Origin of the sequence: Promicromonospora sp. AC04 (assembly GCF_003058225.1) — a bacterium.
Taxonomy (GTDB): Bacteria; Actinomycetota; Actinomycetes; order Actinomycetales; family Cellulomonadaceae; genus Promicromonospora.
The window spans coordinates 490,553-512,754 of the sequence record NZ_QBUG01000004.1; the positions used below are offsets into that span (position 1 = coordinate 490,553).

Below are 22,202 nucleotides of genomic sequence, written 5' to 3' on the forward strand. Positions count from 1 at the left end.
GCAGGTTCCAGGCTCAGCCCAGCCGCACCACAGGGCATCACCGGGTCCATGCGTTTACCTCGTGTTCATCACCAAGCAAACCTCGGAGAACCGATGAACCAGCTCATGCTCTACGCGGTCGACCTCGTCGCCGTCACCATCCTGACCTTCGCCCTGTACTTCCCGCGGCACCGCCGGCGCGACCTCGTGGTCGCGTACCTCGGCGTCAACGTGGGGGTGCTCGCGGTGTCCGCGACGCTCTCCGCGAGCGCCGTCGCCGCCGGCCTGGGGCTCGGGCTGTTCGGCGTGCTGTCGATCATCCGGCTGCGTTCCTCGGAGCTGTCGCAGCACGAGGTCGCCTACTACTTCGCGTCGCTCGCGCTCGGCCTGCTGGGCGGGCTCGGGACGAGCGCCGGCTGGCTCGGGCTCGCGGGCAGCGGCCTGATCCTGCTGGTCATGGCACTCGCCGACCACCCGCGCCTCTTCTCCCGGCATCACAGCCAGCTGGTTGTCCTGGACCGCGCGATCGCCGACCAGCAGGAGCTGGTGGTGCACCTGGAGCAGCTGCTGGGGGCGCGCGTCCACACCCTCTCCGTGCAGCGCCTGGACCTCGTGAACGACGCCACCTGGGTGGACGTCCGCTACTCGGAGGCGCGCCGTCTGCCCATCGTCACCGACGACGGCACCGGCGCCCCGACGACCCTGCACCAGGGGACCACGGGCAGCGCGCGGCCGGAGCTGGCGGCGGCCCGATGATCGACACCCTCGCCCCCGTCACCCTCGACGAGCTGAACGACACCGCCGCGCTGCAGACGCGCCGCGACCGCAAGTACGTGCTGACCCCGGACGAGCTCGACGACCTGCTCGCCGCGCTCCCGCCGGCCCGCGTGCTGGAGATCGACGGGTCCCGCTCGTTCGCCTACGACTCCACCTATTTCGACACCCCTGACCTCCACGCCTATCGCCTCTCCGCGACGCGTCGGCGCCGCCGGTTCAAGGTCCGCACGCGGACCTACGTCGACTCCGGGTCCTGCTTCGTAGAGGTGAAGACCCGCGCGGGGCGCGGCACCACGGTCAAGGAGCGGCAGCCGCACGACGACGCCGACCACCTCGGCGTCTCGCGCACCTTCGTCTCGGCCCGCCTGGCCGACGCCGGGGCGCCGCCCGTGCCCGTGCTCACCCCGACCCTGCGGTCGCGGTACCACCGCACGACCCTGCTGCTCGACGACGCCCGCGTCACCCTCGACACCGGCCTCGTCTGGGACCTGCTCACGCCGGACGGCGCCGACCCGGAGGCCGGGCCGACCGTGCGCCGCAGCGCCACGATCGGCGACCGCGTGGTCGTCGAGACCAAGACCGCGGCCGGCTCCGGGCCCTCGTCGGTCGACCGCCTGCTCTGGCGGGCCGGGCATCGGCCCGACCGCATCTCCAAGTACGCCACCGGGCTGGCCGTGCTGCTGCCCGGCCTGCCGGACGCGCCCTGGCGGCGCCTCGTCCGACGCCGGCTCGCAATGAGCCTGCCCAACCCCACGACCACTGATCTGACCAGCGAGAGGACCCCCTCATGAAGATTCGCCGACCCCGCCCCTTCCTGACCGCCACGATCTCCGGCGCTCTCGTGCTCGGCGCCCTCGCCGGGTGCAGCACTGCCGCCGCGGAGTCCACGAGCGGCACGGACACGACCACCACGACGACCATCTCCGACGTCGCGACCACCGTCGACGACGCCCTGGCCGACAACGAGGACTACACCGACCTCGCCGCACTGGCCGACGAGACCTGGGACACCTCGAGCGAGACCACCGTCTCGCTCGACGGCGACAGCGCGACCGTCTCGGGGGACGGCGCCACCGCCGACGGATCCACCGTCACCATCACGGCCCCCGGTACGTACCGGATCAGCGGCACCCTGGACGACGGCCAGGTAGTGGTGAGCTCCGAGGCCGACGGCGTCGTGCGGCTCGTGCTCGACGACGCCGACATCACCAGCTCGACCGGCTCCGCGATCGCCGTCACCCAGGCCGACGACGTGTCGGTGGTGCTCGCGGACGGCTCGTCCAACAGCCTGACCGACGCCTCGACGTACGAGGACACCAGCGAGGACGCCCCGAACGCCGCGCTGTTCTCGTCCGACGCCATGGTGATCTCCGGCACGGGCTCGCTGAACGTCACCGGCCGCTCCAACGACGGCATCGCCTCCAAGGACGGCCTCGTGATCGCGAGCGGCAACATCACGGTCACGGCCGTGGACGACGGCGTGCGCGGCAAGGACTTCCTGGTCGTGACGGGTGGCACCGTCGACGTCGACGCAGAAGGCGACGCCCTGAAGGCGGACAACGAGGACGGCACCAACGAGGACGGCGAGACGGTCGGCTACGCGGCGCTCCTCGGCGGCACGGTCACCGTGACCTCGGGCGACGACGGCGTGCACGCCGAGAGCGACCTCGTGATCGACGAGGCAACGGTCACCGTCTCCGAGTCCGTCGAGGGCCTGGAGGCCGCGCACATCCTCGTCGCGGGCGGCACGGTCGACGTCACCTCGTCCGACGACGGCTTCAACGCCGCGGGCGCCACGAGCACGACGACCGACGACACCGCCGCTGCGGACGACACGGCCGCGGACGACACCACGACGGACGACACGGCCGCGGACGACACGACGACGGACGCCGGCACGACGTCGGAGTCGGGCACGACCGGCGAGGCTCCCGCCGGAGCCCCTGCCGATGGCGAGATGCCCGCGGGCGGCGAGCCGCCGGCGTCGGGCACGATGCCGGAGGGTGGGGCGCCGCAGGGCGGCGGGGGCGGCGGGGGCGGTATGCCCGGCGAGGCCGCTGGCGACTACTCGCTCGTCGTGACAGGCGGCGACGTCACGGTCGACGCCGGAGGCGACGGCCTGGACTCGAACGGGACGCTGACCGTCTCGGGCGGCAACGTGACGGTGTTCGGCCCGACGAACGCGGGCAACGGCACCCTCGACAGCGCCGGCACGTTCACGGTGGACGGCGGCACGCTGCTCGCCGTCGGGACCTCGGGCATGCTGCAGACGCCCGCCGACGGGTCGGAGGGCTGGGTCGCGGCGACCTTCGACACGCTGAGCGCGGGCACTGAGCTGACCGTGGTCGACGCGTCCGGCACCGTTGTAGCCGAGGTGACGCTGTCGAAGGACACGCAGTCGGTGGTCCTGGCCTCGTCGGACGTGACCAGCGGCGAGGAGTACACGGTGCAGGCGGACGGCTCGGAGGTCGCCACGGTGACCGCGGGCGAGGCCCCGGAAAGCACGGGTATGGGCCAGCGGTGACCTGCCGGTTGAGTGCTGGGTACTTGTCGGGTCGGATGGTTACGACGCAACAAGTACCCAGCACTCAACGACCAGGGTCGGGTCAGTAGACGTACGGCCAGCCCGCGGAGTCGTAGCCGAGCAGGTTGATGCCCAGCCGCGACGCACCGCTGTCGGTGTAGTAGTGATAGAAGAGCGCGTCGGCGTCGCTGTCGGCGAACACCGCCTGATGGCCCGGGCCGTGGATGCTCCCGTGGCCGGCCAGGATCTCGGTGCCGCCGCCCGACGTCAGAGCCGTCCCGGCACGGTCGACGTAGGGACCGGTGACCGACGTCGACCGGCCCACCATCACGCGGTACGTGCTGCTCGCGCCCTGGCAGCAGTTGTCGAACGAGACGAACAGGTAGTAGTAGCCGTTGCGGTAGTGGATGGTCGGCGCCTCGATGGCGCCGCCGCCCCGGCCGGCGATGCTGGCGAACGCGGACCCGGACCGCTTGCCCGTCGAGGAGTCGAGATCGATCATCTTGATGCCCGACCAGAACGAGCCGAAGCTCAGTCGCCAGCGGCCGGACTGGTCGATGACGAGGTTCGGGTCGATGGCGTTCCAGTTGTCCGACGTGTTCGACGCGATGACGAGGCCCTGGTTGGTCCACGACCCCTGAGCGCCCGTGGTGCTCGTGGCGAGGAAGATGCCCGAGTGGTTCGAGCCGAACGTCGAGGCCGAGTAGTACATGTAGTAGCGGCCGTTGACGTAGGTGATGTCCGGCGCCCAGAGGTGGTTGCTGCCGTTCGTGTAGGCGTGCGTCCACGAGGCGCCGTTCGGGAACGCGGCTCCGGCGTCGTTCCACCGGGTCCGGTCCGACGACGTCTTCAGGGTGATCCCGTCGCCGGTGTGTGCGAGCAGGTAGGTGCCGCTGGGCGACTTGGCGACCTCCGGGTCGTGCACGCCGACGCTGCCGGTGACGACGCCCGGGTTGGGGTAGGCCGCGACGGCGGCGGGCGCCGCCGTCGTGCCGGCCGTGACGCCCGCTGAACCGTCTGCCGCTGCGGGGCGGCCCGAGGCCGCCGGGGTGACCGCGAGCCCTGCGGCGACGAGCAGCGCGACGGCCGCCTGTCGGCGTCGGTTGCTGCGGGTGGATCGTGCTCGGAACTCGTGCATCGTTGCCTCCGTCCGGTACGCGCCGGCAGCGAACAGGCCCAATGTGAGCGCTCACATTCCGGGCCGGACCATCGTCGCTCCGGCTTCTACAAGGTTGTAGAACAGTGTGAGGTGGGTGAATTGGCACGTCAAGGGGCAAGCTGGATCGGGTGTCGCTGCGGCCCGCGACCGGCCTCGGACCGCGGCTCGAACCCGGGCTGTTCGACGGCGCCAGATGCGAGGTAGTGTTCCGGACACCGCTGAGGGAGGACATCGATGCCCGCGCCCACACTCTTCGACTACTCGGACCACAGTCCGTACTCGAACCCCGGAACCCACGCAGGATTCTTCACCGAGCTGAGCACCGACCCGGAGGACCTGCACCGGTTCGTCTGCTCCGCCGTCGTGCACTACCGGGCCGACGGCCCGCAGCCGACCGAAGCGCAGAAGGCCGACCCGGACCGGCGATGGCTGACCTCGATCCTGGACGCCGCCGAGATGCGTGCGCCGCTCGACGGGCCGCGCACGCGCGCGCAACAGGTGGCCGGCTGCTGCCGCGACCACACCCTCCTGGCGCTCGGCGTGCTGCGCACGCACGGCATCCCCGCGCGCTCCAGGATCGGGTTCGCCACGTACTTCACGCCGGGCTGGCACGGCGACCACGTGGTGGGCGAGCGCTGGGACGGCAGCCGCTGGGTGCGGTTCGACCCGGAGCTGGACGGACAGGACTTCGACTTCGACGTGCACGACATGCCGACCGGGCCCGAGTCGCCGTTCCGTACGGCGGCCGAGGCGTGGCTCGCGATCCGCACCGGGACGGCCGACCCGGCGACGTTCGGCGTGGGGCCGGACCTCCCGGACCTGAGCGGCAAGGACTTCGTCCGCTACTACGTGCTGTACGAGGTGGCGCACCGGCATCGCGACGAGCTGCTGCTCTGGGACCTGTGGGGGCCGGAGCTGGGCACGCGGTACGTCCGCGAGGCCGGCGGCGGGGTGGCGGCGACCTGGGTCCAGGAGGCGGGGCTGCCGGGCGCCGACATGTCCGACGCCGAGTTCGACGCCGTCGCCGACGAGCTCGCCTACCTGCTCGTCGCCGCCGACGCCGGGGACCACGAGGCGGCCGACCAGCTCGCCGAGCTCTACCGCGGGGACGTGCGGCTGCACCCGGGCGAACGCGTGCTGACGCTCTCCCCCACGGGCCACGGCGCCATCACGGACCTGACGGCCCACAACAAAGGGCGTTAGAGGCGGTTGGACAGGGCTTGCAGGACGTCGCTCGTGCCCGAGTCGATCTTTACCGTCGCGTACTTGTCGCCGCGGGTGATGCCGCGGTTCACGATGACGACGGGCTTGCCCTCCTCCGCCGCGTGCCGCACGAACCGCAGCCCGCTCATCACCGTCAGCGACGAGCCGGCGACGAGCAGCGCGTCGGCCGAGTCCACCAGCGCGAACGCCCGCTGCACCCGCTCGCGGGGCACGTTCTCGCCGAAGTAGACGATCTCCGGCTTGAGCACGCCCCCGCAGAACTCGCAGGGCGCCGGCCGGAAGTGCGCGGTGGACTCGATGACGGCGTCGGCGTCGGGCGCGATCTCGATGTCCGCGACGTCGCCGACGGACTCCAGGAAACCCGGGTTGAGGGCGGTGAGCCGCTCGGCGAGGTGCGCTCGGGAGATGACCCGGCCGCAGGACAGGCAGATCACGCGGTCGTAGCGTCCGTGCAGGTCGATGACGTTGCGGGAGCCCGCGTCCTCGTGCAGCAGGTCCACGTTCTGGGTGATGATCCCGGCGAGGATGTCGCGCTCCTCGAGCCGGACGAGCGCCCGGTGCCCGGCGTTCGGCGCGGTGCGGTCCACGTGCTGCCAGCCCACGTGGTTGCGTGCCCAGTAGTGCCGGCGGAACTCCTCGTCGCCCACGAACTGCTGGTACGTCATCGGGCTGCGCGGCGGGGAGTCGGGGCCGCGGTAGTCGGGAATGCCGGAGTCGGTCGAGATCCCGGCGCCCGTGAGTGCGGTGATCCGCAGGCCGGTGAGCACGGCGACGGCGTCGTCCACGGTGGTGCGGTCTACCTCGACGGGCTCGGGCTGCCAGGTGGTCGGGCGGGCTTCAGGAAACACCCTACGAGGGTATGCCGAGAGCGGCCCGCCGTCCCCGTCGTGTGTTCCATTTCGCACCACGTCGCATCCCGCTAACCTGGGATTTCTTTGCATCGGAGCACGAGGGGACCGCGTGGGCGACTCAGCGATATCCAGGATCGACAACACCCTGGCCGGCGACGAGTTCGCGTGGTCCGTGACGCTGGTCGGTGAGGATCAGTCCGACAAGCTCGCCACCCTGGCCCAGTACCTCGACGACGGCCACTCGACCTCCGGGGACGGCAAGCGCGTCCCCTCGGGGTACGCCTATTGGGGTATCGGTCCCACCATCGCCTGGTTCAACGCCTCGAACGACCCGACCTACATGGTGATCAAGGTCGGCACCGAGATGTTCCGCAGGCAGTGGCGCAGCATCTCCCCGCTCGTCACGGACGAGGCCGTGCACCTGGTCAGCCTCGGCGTCGGGACCGGCGCCAAGGACGGGATGTTCCTGGAGACGATGCACCAGGCCAACCCGTCGATGCTCTACGTCCCCATCGACATGAGTGCCGAGATGCTCCGGACCGGTTCCCGCACCGCGGTCCGGGAGGCGCACTTTCCCCTGGACCGCGTGCTGGGCCTGCAGATCGACCTCTCCCTGGACGGCAACCTCGAGGAGCTGAAGCAGTTCCTCGACCGCCTGGTCGGCGACGAGTCGATCCTCTACTCGCTCGTCGGCAACACCGTCGCCAACTTCGACGACGACGCGGAGTTCCTGGGCGGCATCGCGCGGGTGCTCCGCCCTCAGGACCGGATACTCGTCGAGTTCGCCACCACGGAGAACCTGACCCAGGACGCCGTGCGCGCCGCCGAGGCCGAGTACCGCCAGACCCGTGGGTTCGTGGAGTTCGTCGCGAGCGCCGTCCGCTACAACACCGACCTCAAGATCGACCTCGACCAGGTCAGGTTCGCCGGATCGGTCGAGGACGAGAGCATCCTGCTGAAGGTGTTCTGGCAGAACGTCGGCGGCGAGGACATCCGGATGCTCATCCCAGGCAGCCGCCCGGTCCATCTCAAGCCGCTGGACACCATCCGGCTGTACACGACCCGCAAGTACACGACCGAACGAATCGACCAGCTGGTCGACGGCGCGGGCCTGCGCACCGCCCATATGCAGCGGGAACGCTTCCGGCACACCCAGCGGCAGAACCCGTTCGGCCTCGAGCTGCGCCTCATGGCGCGCGACGAGAACGCGCCCACCGAGCTGCCGACGTTCGACGTATGGAAGTGAAACGAGCGCGTCTGCGGCTCCTGCGGCAACGGGTCACCGCGGCGTGGTCGAACCGCCGCTGGGCCCGACGGCGGCGCGTCACCGTCGCCGTCGTCACCTACGCCCTGCTGGCCATCGCGTTCGTGCTCGGCATCCTGTGGATCCTCGGCATCGGTCCCGAGTGGGAGCCCTGGGTGAACTCCCTGACGCTGCTCGCGGGCGTGACCGGGCTCATCGTGGAGCGCCAGAACGCCGAGACGGAGCGCCGCTCGGAGCTGGTCGCCTCGGTGGTCTTCGAACTCCAGCAGAACCGTGCGATCGTCGAGCGCCGCCTCGCCGGGCTCCGGACCGGCGGCGAGCGTGCCCTCTCGGTCAGCCCCCGGCTCGCGTTGTCGGCGGTCGACGCCGCGCTCGCGTCGGGCGTCCTCAGCCGGGCGCCCGACAGCGCCCTGGTCGAGAAGCTGCACCGCTGGCGGGAGCGGGTCCAGGGCTACAACTGGCGCCGGGACCTCACGGAGTTCGAGCTCATGCTCGTCAAGTACCAGTCCGCCGCGGGCACGGGGTCGAACATGTCCAGCCTGGCCAACGAGCGGCTGTACCTGCTGCGCCTGCGCACGCTGCTCGACCAGCTGCACTCCGCGCTGCCCCAGGTCTGACCGGGCCCGCCTGGGCCGTGCGGTTCGGCCCGCGAGCCGGCCGCACGTACTCAGCCCCGCCGGGCCTCGAAGAACTCCCGGAGCAGGGCCCCGCACTCGTCCTCGCGGACGCCGCCGAGCACCTCGACCTCGTGCAGCGCGCGCTGGTCGCGCACCAGGTCCCACACGGACCCGGTGGCCCCGGCCTTCGGGTCCCACGCCCCGAGCACCAGGCGTTGCACCCGTGCCTGTACGAGCGCGCCCGCACACATCGGGCACGGTTCCAGGGTCACCACGAGCGTGCAGCCGGACAGCCGCCACTCGCCGCGCGCGGCGGCCGCGGCCCGCATCGCGAGCACCTCGGCGTGGGCGGTCGGGTCACCGGTCGCCTCCCGCTCGTTGTGCCCGACGCCGATCACCTGCCCCGCCTCGTCGAGCACCAACGCTCCGACCGGCACGTCGCCGGTGTCGAGGGCACGGCGGGCCTCGTCGAGCGCGGCCCCCATCCAACGCTCCCAGTGCGCGCGGCGCTCGGCGACGCTCAGCCTTCCTGTGTCAGACACACACGTCACCATAGTGACCCGCGGGTCCGACAACCTGGTGGGGGCTGCCGCGCGGTGTGGGCCTGGCAACGTTCCGGGCCTTTGCGCGGTCGCGGCGCACGACTGGCCGGTAGCGTTGGCACCATGCGCCTTCACGTCGTCGATCACCCCCTGGTCGCCCACAAGCTGACCGTCCTGCGGGACGAGACCACGGCCTCCCCCACCTTCCGGCTGCTCGTCGATGAGCTGGTGACGCTCCTGGCATACGAAGCCACGCGCGAGATCGCCACCGAGCCGCACGAGGTGACGACGCCGATCACCACGATGACGGGCACCCGCCTCGCATCCCCGCCGCCGCTCGTGGTGCCGATCCTGCGCGCCGGCCTGGGCATGCTGGACGGCATGAGCCGCCTGCTCCCGACCGCCGAGGTCGGCTTCCTGGGCCTCGTGCGCGACGAGGAGACGTTCAAGGCCGTCACCTACGCCAACCGTCTGCCCGACGACCTCACAGGCCGGCACGTGTTCCTGATCGACCCGATGCTGGCCACCGGCGGCACGCTGGTCGCCGCGATCGACTACGTGCTGGAGCGGGGCGCCCGCGAGGTGACGGCGGTCTGCCTCCTGGCCGCCCCCGAAGGCATCCAGGCCCTCGAGGAGCACGTGGGCGACCGCGCGAACCTGACCGTCGTGGTCGCGGCCGTGGACGAGCGCCTCAACGAGAAGGCGTACATCGTGCCCGGCCTGGGCGACGCCGGCGACCGCCTGTACGGCATCGTCTGACCGGCGCCTGACCTAGGACGTCAGGCCTGGTCAGGCTCCGGCTCGCGGCAGACCTGGAGCTCCGTCCCCATCCACGGCCACCGCCCGAGGCCCGTGGTCGCGATGCTGGCCGACGGCTCCGGGGACGGGGTCGACGTCGGTTCGCACTCCTCGACCCAGCACGCCTCGCTGTCGACCGCGAACGAGCGCTCCACGGTGTGCGACGCACCCTCCAGCTCACGGGTCAGCCGCACGGTGACGTTGCCCTTGAAGCTGAACGGGGTCTGGCGCGTGAGCTCGAGCGTGGTCGTTCCCGCGCCGACCGCCTGCGCCGGGCCCTCCTCGCCGGTGCCGTCGTGGATCAGCACGCCCGTCCAGTCGCGGCCGGTCCGGTTGTCGACCGCGGCCGTCAGCTGCACGGTGTTCTCGACGCACGCGGCTGCCGCCGCCACCGACACCTGTTCGGTGGGCCAGGTGATCTCGGCGCACGAGTTGAACCGCACGTCGATCTCGTCCAGCACCTGGCCGGCCGCCTCCAGGGTCAAGGTGTTGGTACCCCAGGTGACCGGGAACTCGAACTTCTCGGACGACCCGGCGGGAACGGTCTTCGTCAGGCCCGCGATGTGGAACTTGACCGGCAGGGTCGAGTCCCTGTTGTCCGCCATGAGGCCGAAGGTCTGCACCGAGCGGTCCTGCTCGACGTCGAAGACGCACTCCGCCGACATGGTCGAAGGGCCCCTCGCGGGCTGAATCACCGCGGCGTCGAAGCGCTCAGTGGGATTGACGTCCGGCACGAACGAGCGGTCGGCCGGGTCGCCGTCGGCGTCCGCCACCTCTCGCGAGAGGTGGAAGGTGACTTCGCCCTCCGCCAGGTGCGTGCGGCCCGTGTTCACCGAGAAGGTCACCGGGCCGCCCGGCGCCACGACGCGGCTGACGGACTCGATGGTCCCGTCACCCAGCGGCACGGACATGACGGCGGTCAGCGACTCGTCCGACGTGTTGGTCAGCGTGCCCTCGATGCCGACGGTGCCGCCGGCATTGACGGTCTGCACGCTCGTATCGGTACCCCACGACGGGGAGTAGCAGCCCATCCGGCCGTGCTCACCCGCGTCGATACGGGTCTCGTAGGTGCGGCCGTCCACGTCCGTGGCCAGGACGAAGACCCCCTGGCCAGCCGGAACCCGCAGGCCGTCGGGCACCGTGATCCGGGTGCTCTCGCCGGGTGCAAGATCCTTGCCGGACGACGCGCTGCCTCCGGCCGCCTCGAGGGCGACCCGCAGGGTGCGCTGGGTCGTGTTGGTATAGGTACCGATCACCGCGACTTCGGCCGTGTCGACGCCGCCCTTGGCGAGGCACTCCGCGACGACGCCGCCGACGCCGGCCTCGGCGTTGGCCCAGGCGGACGTCACGACCAGCGTGGCCGAGGCCGAGTGCGCGTTCCCCGTGAGGACCGGGCTGATGCTCGCCGCGCCGAGCACGGTGGGCTCCCCCGACGACGACGGGGACGAAGCGGTGGTGATGTTCAGCGGCACGTCGACGGTCCCGCCCAGGTCCAGCTGCATCGCGGCCGCATCCGTCCCGGCGCGCGGCGCACAGAGCCAGGTGTTCGGCAGCTCGGCCGGCGCGCAGGACAATGCGGGCTGCGTCGAGGTGGGCGTCACGCCGTCGGGCAGGGTCACCTCGACCGACCACCCGCCCGGGACGACCGCACGGTCACCAGTGCTGACGACGCGGACCGGCAGCGACGCGACGCCGGGGCTCGCAAGCGAGACGTCCTCGGTCTGCGCGGACAGCTCGGGGCCGAACGGCGCCACCGTGCGGTCCTGGAGGTCCACGCTGACGGGCTCGACGCCGTCGGCCCAGACCTTGGCGCCGACGGGGTAGTCGCCACCGGAGTTGGCCTCCACCTGCACCGCGACGTCGTGCTTTGCACCCGGCGCGAGCTCACCGAGCGAGCAGACCAGGACGTTTTCCTGCTCGGTGGGCATACAGGCGGCGGGGCCATCGGCCGGCATCGGGTCCGCCGAGGGGGGCGCGCTGGGCGCCGACGTCGGCAGGGCCTGCGTCTCGCCGTCGGACGAGCCGCTCCCGGTCTCGGTGCCGGATGCGGCGTCGCCGCTCGCGTCGGAAGCGGAGCTGGGCGACGTCGGCGTGGCCTCGGGGTTCGACGCCGGTGTGTCCGTCGTGCCGTCGTCGTCCGAGCCCTTGGAGCTCGACACCAGGCGTCCGCCGACGCCGGTCCCGAACGGACCTTCCGGCTTCGCGACGGTGAGCCCGGTCGGGAGCGTGATCTCCAGCTGGGTACCCGTGGCCGCGGTGTTGCCCTTGTTCTCGACGGTGAACGACAGGTCCTGGGCCTCGCGGGCGGCCAGCGGCTTCGCGGCGTCGGCGTAGTCGACGACGAGGTACGTCGTGTTCTCGCCCGGCTCGACGTCGGTCGGCAGGACGGGCTCGCCGTCCTTGATCTCCTCGCTGCCCGGCAGCTCGCGGCCCTCGTTGGTGGCGATCACCGTGTCGACCACGGGGTCGGCGTCGGCCGGTGCGGCGATCTGCAACGCGGCGACCATGCCGACGGCGGCGACGGCGAGCGCCCCCGCGGCCATGCTGCCGCCTGTCGCGGCGGCAGCCGCGGAGGCAAAGGCGCCGGCGGTGGCGGAGACGGCGGACGACATCGCGCCGGAGAACGTGGTGGTCGAAGCCGCGCCCGCCGTCACCGTGGCGGTCGGCGCACTGCTGACGGCCGCACCGGCGCCGGCCTTGGCGGCGACGACCAGACCACCGATCGGCGCGCCTGCACCGACCAGGGCGAGGCCACCCGCACCGAGGACCAGCGGGGCGATGACGGTCTTCATGCCGTGCGCGACGTCGTGGAGCTCGAGCACCAGGGCGCTGCAGGTGCCGCAGGTGGAGAGGTGTTCGTCGATCTTCGCGGTCTCGCGCTTGGACAGGCTCTCGCGGACGTACCCGCCGAGGAGCGGGTTGACGCTACGGCACGTGTCCGACGGCGCATGCGTGAGGTGCTGCTGCAGGTACCCCGCACGCAGCGCTTCCTTGGCGCGGTAGAGCAGGGCGGAGACGCCGTTGGGGCTGAGGCCGAGCACGGGCGCGACCTGGGCAGGTTTCAGGTCGTCGACCAGCACGTACCAGAGCACCTCGCGCCAGCGCCCCGGCAGGTCGAAGTACGCCTTGGAGACCACGCTGCGCTCGAAGCCGGCGAGCGCGGGGTCCTCCTCCGAGGCCACCCGGCCGAGCACCGACTCGATCTCGTCGTCCGTGGTAGGGCGGGTACGCGCGGCACCGCGGGACACGTCGAACGACCGGTGGCGCACCACGGTGTACAGGTAGGTGCGGAACCCGGCATCGGGGCCGGCCCCGCGGTGGAGCATCTCGAACAGCTTGCTGAAGGCGTCCGCGACGACGTCGTCCGCGTCCGCGTGGGAGACGTACTGGCGAGCGAGTGCACGCGCGGCTCCGGCGTGGCGCTCGTAGAGCACACCAAAAGCGTCGCGGTCACCCGACCTGACCTGCAGGATCAGTTCCGCGTCGCTAGGGGTGGTTCCCCCGGTACTGCTCTCGACTTGCTTCACGTCTACCCAGACTCTCGCGGTCGTCGCGCTGCCCAAGACTGTCGTCCGCCCTCGCAAGACTATAGAGCCACGTCGACGGTTTAGGGGGTGGAAAGCAATATTCCGGGGTGACAGCCGGGTGAAGTCCGCAACATCACCATCGAAGGTGCGTCATGATGAGTGCCCGTGAAGGTCCAATCATCATGAGCGAGTCACAGCAGGAGGTGCAGGTGCGCGTGCACGACCTGCGCGAGCGGTGGCGCGCTACCAGTCTGGCGTCGGTGTGGATCCGGCCGAACGACTGGGAGCACCCCGCTGCGGAGGCCCTGGCCGAGGCGCTGGCCGAGGGCCGCGGAGTGATCGCGCCCGCCGAGCGCCTAGGAGCAGCACGCGCCAGCGTTGGCGCCGGGATCACCGAGGCACTCGACGACGTCGCGTGTCTCTACGCCGCGTTCGGCCGTCCAACGGATGTCGGTGCGCTGCGGGCCGCAGCGATCGGCTGGGTCGGCGAGCGTGAACGCGTCCCGTACCAGGTGGCCACGCACGACCCGTCGACAGGCCTTCCCACCGGCGAGTACCTGGGCGAGCGCCTGCGCGAGACGTACGGCACGGCGCAGCGCTCCGGCACCACCGCCGGCGCCTCCCACTGCCTGCTGGTGCTCGACGTCGGACTCGACAGCCTTGACACGTGGCAGCGGCTGGCGCGCTCCGCCGCGATCGGACGCACCCTGCACCAGGTGTTCGGCGAGGGCCACCCCATGGCCGCGGTCGGCGACGGCACCTTCGTTGTGCTGTGCGAGCGCGGCCCCTCGACGGCCGAGCTCGGTCAGTCGCTCCGCCGCGTCGTGGAGCGCAACGCCGAGGTGCTCGGCCTCACGACGGAGGTGCGCCGGCCGACTCGGGTCTGGGTGGAACGCCTCCCCGGGACGCACGCCGACGCGCTGCTGCTGCTGGAGCACCTGGCTCGCTGAACGCCGCCGTCCGCACCGGACCTTCGAACCACGCGAAGAGCGCCCGCTCGGTGAACGAGCAGGCGCTCTCGCAACGTTCGGTCAGCGCTCCTGGAAGGTGAGGCAGTCGGCGTGCGCCGGGTCCCCGGGGCCGGGGCCCACGCGGATCGACGGGGCGTTGCACTCCAGGTGGTCGTTGTGGGTGCACTCGCCGCGCTGGCAGGCGCCGACGTGAGCGATGACCTTGTCGAGGCCGCCCTTGGCGGTCAACGGGATGAACGTGGCACAGGAGGCGTCACCCGCGTGTCCCGCGATGGTAACGGCGCCGGCGTGGCAGCCGTGGTCGTGGTTGTAGCCGCAGCCGTCGATCGAACACTCGACGACCTCGGGCATCTCCATCAGCGTGCTCATGGTTTTGCTCCTCGCTCGGTGCGCTGCTCCTCCGGAATAGCTCGATCCTATTCCTGAATTGCAAGACGCGTAGACCAAGGAATGCCTTACCTACATTGTCGCGTGCATTTCTCGATTAACGAAAGAATTGCATTGCCGAAATCGGCCGGCTGACGGCGGAGAAGTGTTCAGCCCTCGCGGCGCGGCGCCGGACGCCAGAGCACCACTGCGCCCCCGCCGACGGTGCGGTGCTCGAGGTCGACCCGCATCGCCGTACTCCGGACCCGCTGACCGCGCTGGACCACCACCACGTCGCCCGCGGCCGGGCCGGCGGCGAACACGCGCCCCTCCTCCTGGACCCGCATGAGCAGGTCACCGAGGCGTTCCTCCAGCACCGAGACGTGCGCCTCCAGGTCGAGGATGCGCTTGATCCCGGCGAGGTTGATGCCCTCGCCCTGCGCGAGCTGCTGCACCTGCAGCAAGCGCGCCACGTCCCGGCGCGAGTAGCGGCGGCCGCGGCCACGCGTTCGCCTGGGCACCACCAGACCGAGTCGGTCGTACTGCCGGAGCGTCTGCGGGTGCATTCCCGCGAGCTCGGCGGCCTTGGACACGGTGAGCACGGGTGCGTCGTCGTCGACCATGTGCCCCTCCCTGTCTCTTTCGCTCTCCTTGCGTGCGGGCAGGTTAGCCGAAGCTGGTGCGGCGGGGCGGACGCCCCACCGCACCGACCGTCATTCCGCCGCCCGCTCGGCCAGCCCGGCGCGCACGTCCTCGCCGTCGTTCTCGGCGGCGAACTCCTCGAGCGCCTGCTTGGCCTTCCTGCTGAGCTTCTGCGGCACGACCACCTGCACGGTGACGAGCAGGTCGCCGGTCGCCTTCGCCGTCCGCACGCCGCGTCCCTTGACACGCAGCACCCGGCCCGACGGCGTCCCCGCCGGCACCTTCAGCCGCACGGTCGAACCGTCCAGGGTCGGCACCTCCAGCGTGGTCCCGAGGGCCGCCTCCGAGAACGTGACTGGCACGCTCATCCGCAGGTCGACGCCGTCCAGCGTCCACACCGGGTGGGGCGTGACGTGCACCGTGACGACCAGGTCGCCCGCCGGGCCGCCGCTGGCACTCGGCCTGCCCTTGCCGCGCAGGCGGATCTTCTTGCCGTCGTTGATCCCCGCCGGGATCCGGGCCGTGATGGTGCGGCCGTTGACCTCGAGGTCCGCCGTCGTGCCCTCGACGGCCGCGCGGAACGGCAGCGTGACCTGGGCGACAATGTCGGCGCCGGCGGTCGGCGCGGTGAACCCGGTCGGGCCGGCCGAGCCATAGGGGGACCTGCCCCCACCGAACATCGAGCCGAGGATGTCCTCGAAGCCCGCGCCACTGCTGCCGCCCTGCGTGTAACGGACGCGCGGTCCGCCCCGGCCGGCAGTGCCCTGGGCGCCGCCGAACATGGCGCCCATGATGTCCTCGAACCCGCCTGCCCCGGCGCCGCTGGCACCCGCGGAGAAGCGAGCGCCCCCCGCCATCGCGCGCACGGCGTCGTACTGCCTGCGCTGCTCCGCGTCGGACAGCACCGCGTAGGCCTCGCCGATCTCCTTGAACTTGTTCTCGGCGGCCGCGTTCCCCTGGTTCTGGTCGGGGTGGTACTGGCGCGCGAGCTTGCGGTAGGCCTTCTTGACGGCCGCGTCGTCGGCGTCCTTGGACACGCCCAGCACGGCGTAGAAGTCCTTCTCCATCCAGTCCTGACCGGTCATGGCACCTCCTTCCGCACTGTGCTCTCGTGGCCGGGCCCGCCCGGTCTGGGCGGGCCCGGCCATCGAGGACGGGACTACTCCGGTCCGACGACGCCCACGCGCGCCGCCCGGACGACCTTGTCGCCGATCTTGTACCCGGGCTCCACCACGAGGTTCACCGTGGTGGCCGTAGCTTCCGCTTCGGTCGAGTGCATGAGCGCCTCGTGCAGGGTGGGGTCGAACTCCTCGCCCACCTTGCCGAACCGCTCGACGCCGAACTTCTGCAGGCTCTGGTCGAGCTTCTCCGCGATCGCCGCCATGGGACCGCTCAGCTCGCCGTGCTGCTTCGCGCGCTCGACGTCGTCGAGCACGGGCAGCAGCGCCGCCAGCACGTCCTGCACGCCCCGGTCCCGCGCGGCATCCTGGTCGCGCAGCGCCCGGTTGCGGTAGTTCGTGAAGCTGGCCCGCTCGCGCTGCAGCGCGTCCAGGTGCTCCGCCGCCTCGGCCTTCGCCTTGAGGACCTCGGACGCCTCGGCCGCCTCGCCGGACGGCTCGAAGTCGAGCCCTTCCAGCGGATCGACGGAGGCGTCGTCCTGCGCGGGGGTCTCGACGGGCTCGACCACCGCCTCAGGCTCCTCGGCCGGTGCGGGCCCGGCCGCGGGAGCAGGCTCGGCCGGCCGGCTCTGCTCGCCCGAGTTGTTCACCTTGCGCTTGTCCGTGAACTGGAAGGGGTGCTCCCCCGAGCCCTCCGGCTCGGGGGAACGTGGCTGGTTCTGGTCCGTCACTTGCGCTCGTCCTCGTCGTCCACGATCTCGGCGTCGACGACGTCCTCCTCAGGGGCGGACTGTGCCTTCGCCGTCTGCGGGCTGCCGTCGGCACCCTGCGAGGCGGGCTGCTCGGCGGCGTACAGCGCCTCACCGATCTTCTGGGAGGACGCACCGAGCTTCTCGTACGAGGTCTTGACGGCCTCGGCGTCCTCGCCCTCGAGCGCGGACTTCACCGCGGCGATGTCCGCCTCGACCTCGGTGACGACCTCCGCCGGGAGCTTGTCGCGGTTGTCCGCGATCTGCTTCTCCATGGAGTACGCGAAGGCCTCGGCCTGGTTGCGGGTGTCCGCCTCCTCGCGACGCTTCTTGTCCTCGTCGGCGTGCGCCTCGGCGTCCTTGACCATGCGGTCGATGTCCTCCTTGGGGAGGGCCGAGCCGCCGGTGATCTTCATCGACTGCTCCACGCCCGTGCCGCGGTCCTTGGCGGACACGTGCACGATGCCGTTCGCGTCGATGTCGAACGTGACCTCGATCTGCGGCACGCCGCGCGGGGCGGGCGCGATACCGGTGAGCTCGAAGACGCCCAGCGGCTTGTTGTCGCGCGTGAACTCGCGCTCGCCCTGGAAGACCTGGATCGCGACGGACGGCTGGTTGTCGTCGGCCGTGGAGAAGACCTCGCTGCGCTTGGTCGGGATGGCCGTGTTCCGCTCGATGAGCTTGGTCATCACGCCACCCTTGGTCTCGATGCCGAGGGACAGCGGGGTGACGTCGATGAGCAGGACGTCCTTGCGGTCACCGGAGATGACACCGGCCTGCAGCACGGCGCCGACGGCGACGACCTCGTCCGGGTTCACGCCCTTGTTGGGCTCGCGGCCGCCGGTGAGCTCCTTGACGACCTCGGTCACGGCGGGCATGCGGGTGGAGCCACCCACGAGCACCACGTGGTCGATCTCCGACACGGAGATGCCGGCGTCGCGGATCACGGCGTGGAACGGCGCCTTGGTGCGGTCGATGAGGTCCTGCGTCATCTGCTGGAACTGAGCGCGCGTGAGCTTCTCGTCCAGGTGGATGGGGCCGTTCTCGCTCATCGAGAGGTACTGCATCGAGATGTTGGTGCTCGTCGCGGACGAGAGCTCCTTCTTGGCCTGCTCGGAGGCCTCGCGGAGGCGCTGCAGCGCGATCTTGTCCTTCGACAGGTCGACGCCCGAGGAGTTCTTCACCTGCTTGATGAGGTACTCCACGACGCGCTGGTCCCAGTCGTCGCCGCCGAGGCGGTTGTCGCCGGACGTGGCGCGCACCTGGATGGTCGAGAAGTCGTCCTCGTCCTTGCCCACCTCGAGCAGGGACACGTCGAACGTGCCGCCACCGAGGTCGAAGACCAGGATGAGCTCGTCCTCCTTGCCCTTCTCCAGGCCGTAGGCGAGCGCGGCCGCGGTGGGCTCGTTGACGATGCGCTTGACGTCGAGGCCGGCGATCTGGCCCGCGTCCTTCGTCGCCTGACGCTCGGCGTCGTTGAAGTACGCCGGGACCGTGATCACGGCCTCCGTGACGGGCTCGCCCAGGTACTCCTCGGCGTCGCGCTTGAGCTTGCCCAGGATGCGGGCGGAGATCTCCTGCGCCGTGTACTTCTTGTCGTCGATCTCGACTGCCCAGTCGGTGCCCATGTGGCGCTTGACCGAGGAGATGGTGCGGTCCACGTTGGTGACCGCCTGACGCTTGGCGACCTCACCCACCAGGACTTCGCCGGTCTTGGAGAACGCGACCACCGACGGGGTGGTCCGCGAGCCCTCCGCGTTGGCGATGACGGTGGGCTCTCCGCCTTCGAGAACCGCCACCACCGAGTTCGTCGTGCCGAGGTCGATACCTACTGCGCGTGCCATGTTTGCTGCCTTCCTTCGACAGATTGAGTCTGCTGCACTCAACTTAGGCCGGAGCGCACGAGGAAGCAAGTTCGGCCCCGCAAAGTTGAGTCCACTTCACTCAACCCCGGGCGGCGCTCAAAAGTTCCCGGTGCATGCTTGCCCTGCTAGGACGGCCGGCGGGCGGCGTCGTCCTCGATCACCACGGGGTCAGTACCCCAAGAACGTGTCGGTGCGCACTCGCCGCACACCTGCGGCTCGCGCCTGGCGCCGCACCGTCGAGACGGACGCGGGCGAGCCGGACACCATCACCTCGCGATCCGCGAGCCCGGGGACCGTCGCGGCGAGCAGGCCGGCGGTCTCGAGGGTTCCGTCGAGCCACACCCAGTCGGCGGGCAGGCGGCTGCCGTCGCGGAGGACCGGACCACCGGGTGCGCAGCCGGGCGATCCCGCCGGCACGACGGCGACCACCAGTGACGCCCCGGGAACCTCCTCGGGCAGCGGCAGCTCGGCGGCGTCGCGCACCGCATGCACCAGCACGACGTCGCGCCCGCCGTGCGGTACCGCCAGGTGCGCGAGGAACGGCGTGACGCCGACGCCCGAGGCGACGAGCGCGAGCCGGCGGAGGCCGCTCGGCCCCGATCGCCGGCCGGCCCCGCGGCGGCGTGGAGCGCCGGGGATGACCGGGGCACCGGGCAGGAGGAAGTCGCCGGCGACGCCGGTCGCGCGAACCTCGTCGCCCGGCACGAGTCGGGCGAGCTCGGCCTTGACGGCCGACGGGTGTTCCCCGACCCGGGTGATCAGCCGCACCTCGTCCGACGCCGGGTCGGAGGCGAGCGACAGCGCGCGGCGGCGGCCCCTGCCGTCCCGCGCGGCCGTCGGGACGTCCACCTCGAGGTACTGGCCGGCCCGGGCGCGCAGCGGCCGCGCGGCCTCGAACCGCAGGTCGAGCAGCGTCCCGCGCCGCTCGGCCGACCGGAGCCGGAGCACGACGGCGCGTCGCTGCCCGAACAGGAACGCCAGGACGTTGCCCGCCGCGAGGGCGAGCTCCGGCGTGAGGGGCACCGCGACGAAGAGCGGCAGCACGGAGCCGACGGCGACGAGCGCGGCGACAGCCGCTCGCTGACCGCGCCGTGGCGGCGTGGTCAGCGGCTCGGAGAGCATGAACCCGGCCAGGAACACGATCGGGCTCGCGCTCACGGCCCACCAGGCGGCGTCCGCGAGCGAGGTACCGAGCAGCAGGTAGCCCGCCGTCGTCAGGGCCCAGGCCGGCACGGCGTACGACGCCGCGTACCCGAGCCGCCGCGTGCGCCACAGCACCAGCAGGGCACCGAGCGCGACCACGGGCAGCAGCGCCGCGTTGCCGACCCACCACAGGGCCGAGCCGATGCCCGGTACGGCCAGGCCGACCAGTCCGACGGCGACGGCACCGGCGACGGCCGGGTTCAGCACGTGCCTGCCCCGCCAGGCCAGGACGAACTTGCTCAGGCCAGCGACGAGGCCGGCGACCGCGACGGTGGCCAGGGCGGCGGGCGTCAGGCCGGGCCACAGGAGCAGGGACAGGATCAGTCCGGTGATCGCCCACGAGCCCGGGTGCGGGCGGGCGCCCGTGAGCCGGGCACCCGCTGCGGTCCCGGCCCAGGTCGCGGCCAGAGCCACGGCAGTGCTGACGATCAGCGCGAGCGGGTCGGTGGACAGGACACCGACGGCCGAGAGCGTGACGGCCGCGGTGGCGACGAACCCGAGAACGGCCCGCACCAGGGTGTACATCGAGACTCGCCCCAGGGCCTGGTCGAGCCGCCCCGCGAGACCCGGGCGCGGAACGGCGGCGCCGGCGGGCATGGACGGGACGACGGCGGCGGCGGTCACGCGAAGACCTGCCCGTCGACCCCGACGGCCTCCAGCGGGCCGCGACGTGGCATCCGGACGACGCCCGTCACGGGCAGGAGCTCACGGACGGCGGCGGGGTCGAGGAAGAACGCGGCGGTCGCGGCGGCGTCGGCCAGCATGGCGGTCGGCGCCACCGCCCAGGTCGCGACGACGTCGGAGGTGGGCAGGCCCGTACGGGCGTCGAGCACGTGGTGCAGGCCGTCGCCCCAGGAACGCCGGTTGGTCGCCGACGCGCACACGGCGCCCCCGCCCGCGGGCAGGCGTACGAGGCCGACGGCGCGGCGCGGGTCGCCGGGGTGTTCCAGCGCGACGCGCAGCCCACGGCCGCCGACCTGGCGGATGTCGCCGCCTGCGTCGACGGTGAACGGCCCGACCCCTGCGGACCCCAGCAGGCGGCTGACGAGGTCGACGAGCCTGCCCTTCCCGATCGCGCCGACGTCGAGCAGCAGGGCGCCCGCCGGGTCGACCGTCGACGTCGTGGCGTCCCAGCCCAGCGCAGGCCACGCGGGGACGGGGCCGCGGCCGCGCGGGTGCTGGCGCAGGGTGTAGTCGGCGTCGTACCCCAGGTCCTCCAGGGCGTGGCCGACCAGCGGGTTCACCGCACCGCCGGTCGCCGACGCGAGCGTGGCGTAGACCTCGAGCATCGCGGCGCCGTCGGCGTCGACATGGTGCCGGCGCGGGCGCCGGGCCAGGTCCTGCACGAACGAGTCGGTGCGGAAGCGCGACCAGGTGGCGTCGAACGTGGCGACCTCGCGGCGCACCGCGGCCTCCACGCCGAACGGTAGCGGCGCGGAAGTGTCGATGATCCACCTGGTGCCGATCGCCTCGAACTCGAGGCGCCCGGGCGCGGTCGGTGCGGTGGGTGCGGCCGCCTCACGCACTGGCCTGCTCCGCGATCTGGGCGACGGCGGCGTCGAAGCCGCCGGAGGTGAGCGAGGAGCCGGCGACCTTGTCCACGTCGAGCTCGTCGAGCGCGACGCCGACGACCTCGGCGGAGATGCCCGACGCGAACTGCTCCTGGTACTGCGCGGACGTCGGGTCCTCGGCCTCGGGCGTGACGGTCACGGCGGTCACGACGCCGTCGGCGATCGTCAGCTCGACGCCGATCGTCTCCGTCCCGGCCGGGGACACGTAGCTGCCCTCGGCGGCGTAGGTGCCGTCGGCGTAGGCGCTCGTCGCATCGGTGGTGCTGTCGTCGGTGGTGCTGGTGCTGTCGTCGGTCTCGCCCGAGGTGCCGGACGACTCGTCGGCGGAGACGCTGCTCTGCGACGTCGACGTGCCGTCCTCGGCGGTGGCGTTCGCCGCGCACCCGGCGAGGGCGACGGCGGCAGCGAGCGGCGCGAGGCCGATGAGGACGCGGCGTCGGAGGGTGTGGTTCATG

Annotated in this window: 20 protein-coding genes; 8 read left to right on the forward strand and 12 right to left on the reverse strand. The window is 71.8% G+C overall.

Annotation, left to right across the window (positions count from 1 at the left end; translation table 11 throughout):
* The first annotated feature begins 93 nt into the window (after window positions 1-93).
* Genes C8K30_RS13885 through C8K30_RS13895 form a run of 3 tightly spaced genes read left to right on the forward strand, consistent with a single transcriptional unit; the run spans window position 94 to window position 3,280 of the window.
* The gene (locus tag C8K30_RS13885; RefSeq protein WP_108493476.1) at window positions 94-735 is read left to right on the forward strand and encodes a DUF4956 domain-containing protein; all 642 of its coding nucleotides are present in this window, start codon (window positions 94-96) and stop codon (window positions 733-735) included.
* Window positions 732-1,547, forward strand: coding sequence for a polyphosphate polymerase domain-containing protein (locus C8K30_RS13890; RefSeq protein WP_108493477.1), 816 nt, complete (start codon window positions 732-734; stop codon window positions 1,545-1,547). Before C8K30_RS13885 ends, C8K30_RS13890 begins: the two co-directional genes overlap by 4 nt.
* Window positions 1,544-3,280, forward strand: coding sequence for a carbohydrate-binding domain-containing protein (locus C8K30_RS13895; RefSeq protein ID WP_108493478.1), 1,737 nt, complete (start codon window positions 1,544-1,546; stop codon window positions 3,278-3,280). Before C8K30_RS13890 ends, C8K30_RS13895 begins: the two co-directional genes overlap by 4 nt.
* Window positions 3,281-3,362: 82 nt before the next feature.
* Here C8K30_RS13895 and C8K30_RS13900 read toward each other — a convergent pair whose 3' ends face one another.
* Window positions 3,363-4,418 carry an arabinan endo-1,5-alpha-L-arabinosidase gene (locus C8K30_RS13900; RefSeq protein WP_108493567.1) on the reverse strand — a complete coding sequence of 352 codons (1,056 nt, stop codon included), beginning with the start codon at window positions 4,416-4,418 and terminating at the stop codon, window positions 3,363-3,365.
* 255 nt (window positions 4,419-4,673) lie between these two features.
* Between C8K30_RS13900 and C8K30_RS13905 the strand changes: the two genes are divergently transcribed.
* On the forward strand, window positions 4,674-5,642 hold the full coding sequence (locus C8K30_RS13905) for a transglutaminase-like domain-containing protein (RefSeq protein WP_108493479.1): 969 nt from the start codon (window positions 4,674-4,676) through the stop codon (window positions 5,640-5,642).
* On the opposite strand, the gene C8K30_RS13910 is transcribed toward C8K30_RS13905, so the two are convergent.
* On the reverse strand, window positions 5,639-6,448 hold the full coding sequence (locus tag C8K30_RS13910) for a Sir2 family NAD-dependent protein deacetylase (protein ID WP_108493568.1): 810 nt from the start codon (window positions 6,446-6,448) through the stop codon (window positions 5,639-5,641). The genes C8K30_RS13905 and C8K30_RS13910 overlap by 4 nt on opposite strands.
* Before the next feature lie 175 nt (window positions 6,449-6,623).
* On the opposite strand from C8K30_RS13910, the gene C8K30_RS13915 reads away from it, so the two are divergent.
* Together C8K30_RS13915 and C8K30_RS13920 are read left to right on the forward strand one after the other, a co-directional pair.
* Window positions 6,624-7,760, forward strand: a complete 1,137-nt coding sequence (locus C8K30_RS13915; RefSeq protein ID WP_108493480.1) for an L-histidine N(alpha)-methyltransferase — start codon at window positions 6,624-6,626, stop codon at window positions 7,758-7,760.
* On the forward strand, window positions 7,751-8,395 hold the full coding sequence (locus C8K30_RS13920; protein WP_108493481.1) for a hypothetical protein: 645 nt from the start codon (window positions 7,751-7,753) through the stop codon (window positions 8,393-8,395). The genes C8K30_RS13915 and C8K30_RS13920 overlap by 10 nt, the downstream gene beginning before the upstream one ends.
* Before the next feature lie 50 nt (window positions 8,396-8,445).
* Here the strand turns inward: C8K30_RS13920 and tadA are convergent, their stop codons facing one another.
* A complete protein-coding gene (tadA, locus tag C8K30_RS13925; protein WP_255415719.1) occupies window positions 8,446-8,937 on the reverse strand; it encodes a tRNA adenosine(34) deaminase TadA in 492 nt (163 codons plus the stop codon).
* Window positions 8,938-9,060: 123 nt separating this feature from the next.
* On the opposite strand from tadA, the gene upp reads away from it, so the two are divergent.
* Window positions 9,061-9,696 (forward strand): uracil phosphoribosyltransferase, encoded by a 636-nt coding sequence (upp, locus tag C8K30_RS13930; RefSeq protein WP_108493483.1) that lies wholly within the window; start codon window positions 9,061-9,063, stop codon window positions 9,694-9,696.
* A gap of 20 nt (window positions 9,697-9,716) precedes the next feature.
* Here upp and C8K30_RS13935 read toward each other — a convergent pair whose 3' ends face one another.
* Window positions 9,717-13,262, reverse strand: coding sequence for a sigma-70 family RNA polymerase sigma factor (locus C8K30_RS13935; RefSeq protein ID WP_146197470.1), 3,546 nt, complete (start codon window positions 13,260-13,262; stop codon window positions 9,717-9,719).
* Window positions 13,263-13,444: 182 nt separating this feature from the next.
* Between C8K30_RS13935 and C8K30_RS13940 the strand changes: the two genes are divergently transcribed.
* Entirely contained in the window at window positions 13,445-14,212 is a 768-nt protein-coding gene (locus C8K30_RS13940; protein WP_108493485.1) for a hypothetical protein, read from the forward strand.
* A gap of 81 nt (window positions 14,213-14,293) precedes the next feature.
* On the opposite strand, the gene C8K30_RS13945 is transcribed toward C8K30_RS13940, so the two are convergent.
* From C8K30_RS13945 to C8K30_RS13980, 8 genes are all read right to left on the reverse strand, one after another.
* On the reverse strand, window positions 14,294-14,602 hold the full coding sequence (locus C8K30_RS13945; protein WP_108493486.1) for a DUF1540 domain-containing protein: 309 nt from the start codon (window positions 14,600-14,602) through the stop codon (window positions 14,294-14,296).
* Window positions 14,603-14,769: 167 nt separating this feature from the next.
* Entirely contained in the window at window positions 14,770-15,222 is a 453-nt protein-coding gene (locus C8K30_RS13950; RefSeq protein WP_108493487.1) for a heat shock protein transcriptional repressor HspR, read from the reverse strand.
* Window positions 15,223-15,312: 90 nt separating this feature from the next.
* Entirely contained in the window at window positions 15,313-16,326 is a 1,014-nt protein-coding gene (locus tag C8K30_RS13955; protein WP_108493488.1) for a DnaJ C-terminal domain-containing protein, read from the reverse strand.
* Between the two features lie 74 nt (window positions 16,327-16,400).
* A complete protein-coding gene (grpE, locus tag C8K30_RS13960; protein WP_108493489.1) occupies window positions 16,401-17,090 on the reverse strand; it encodes a nucleotide exchange factor GrpE in 690 nt (229 codons plus the stop codon).
* Window positions 17,087-18,952, reverse strand: coding sequence for a molecular chaperone DnaK (gene dnaK, locus C8K30_RS13965; RefSeq protein WP_108493490.1), 1,866 nt, complete (start codon window positions 18,950-18,952; stop codon window positions 17,087-17,089). The genes grpE and dnaK overlap by 4 nt, the downstream gene beginning before the upstream one ends.
* 189 nt (window positions 18,953-19,141) lie before the next feature.
* The gene (locus C8K30_RS13970; protein ID WP_108493491.1) at window positions 19,142-20,800 is read right to left on the reverse strand and encodes an oxidoreductase; all 1,659 of its coding nucleotides are present in this window, start codon (window positions 20,798-20,800) and stop codon (window positions 19,142-19,144) included.
* Window positions 20,797-21,702 carry an FAD:protein FMN transferase gene (locus C8K30_RS13975; RefSeq protein WP_108493492.1) on the reverse strand — a complete coding sequence of 302 codons (906 nt, stop codon included), beginning with the start codon at window positions 21,700-21,702 and terminating at the stop codon, window positions 20,797-20,799. The genes C8K30_RS13970 and C8K30_RS13975 overlap by 4 nt, the downstream gene beginning before the upstream one ends.
* A complete protein-coding gene (locus C8K30_RS13980; protein ID WP_108493493.1) occupies window positions 21,695-22,201 on the reverse strand; it encodes an FMN-binding protein in 507 nt (168 codons plus the stop codon). The genes C8K30_RS13975 and C8K30_RS13980 overlap by 8 nt, the downstream gene beginning before the upstream one ends.
* Between the last annotated feature and the right edge of the window lies 1 nt (window position 22,202).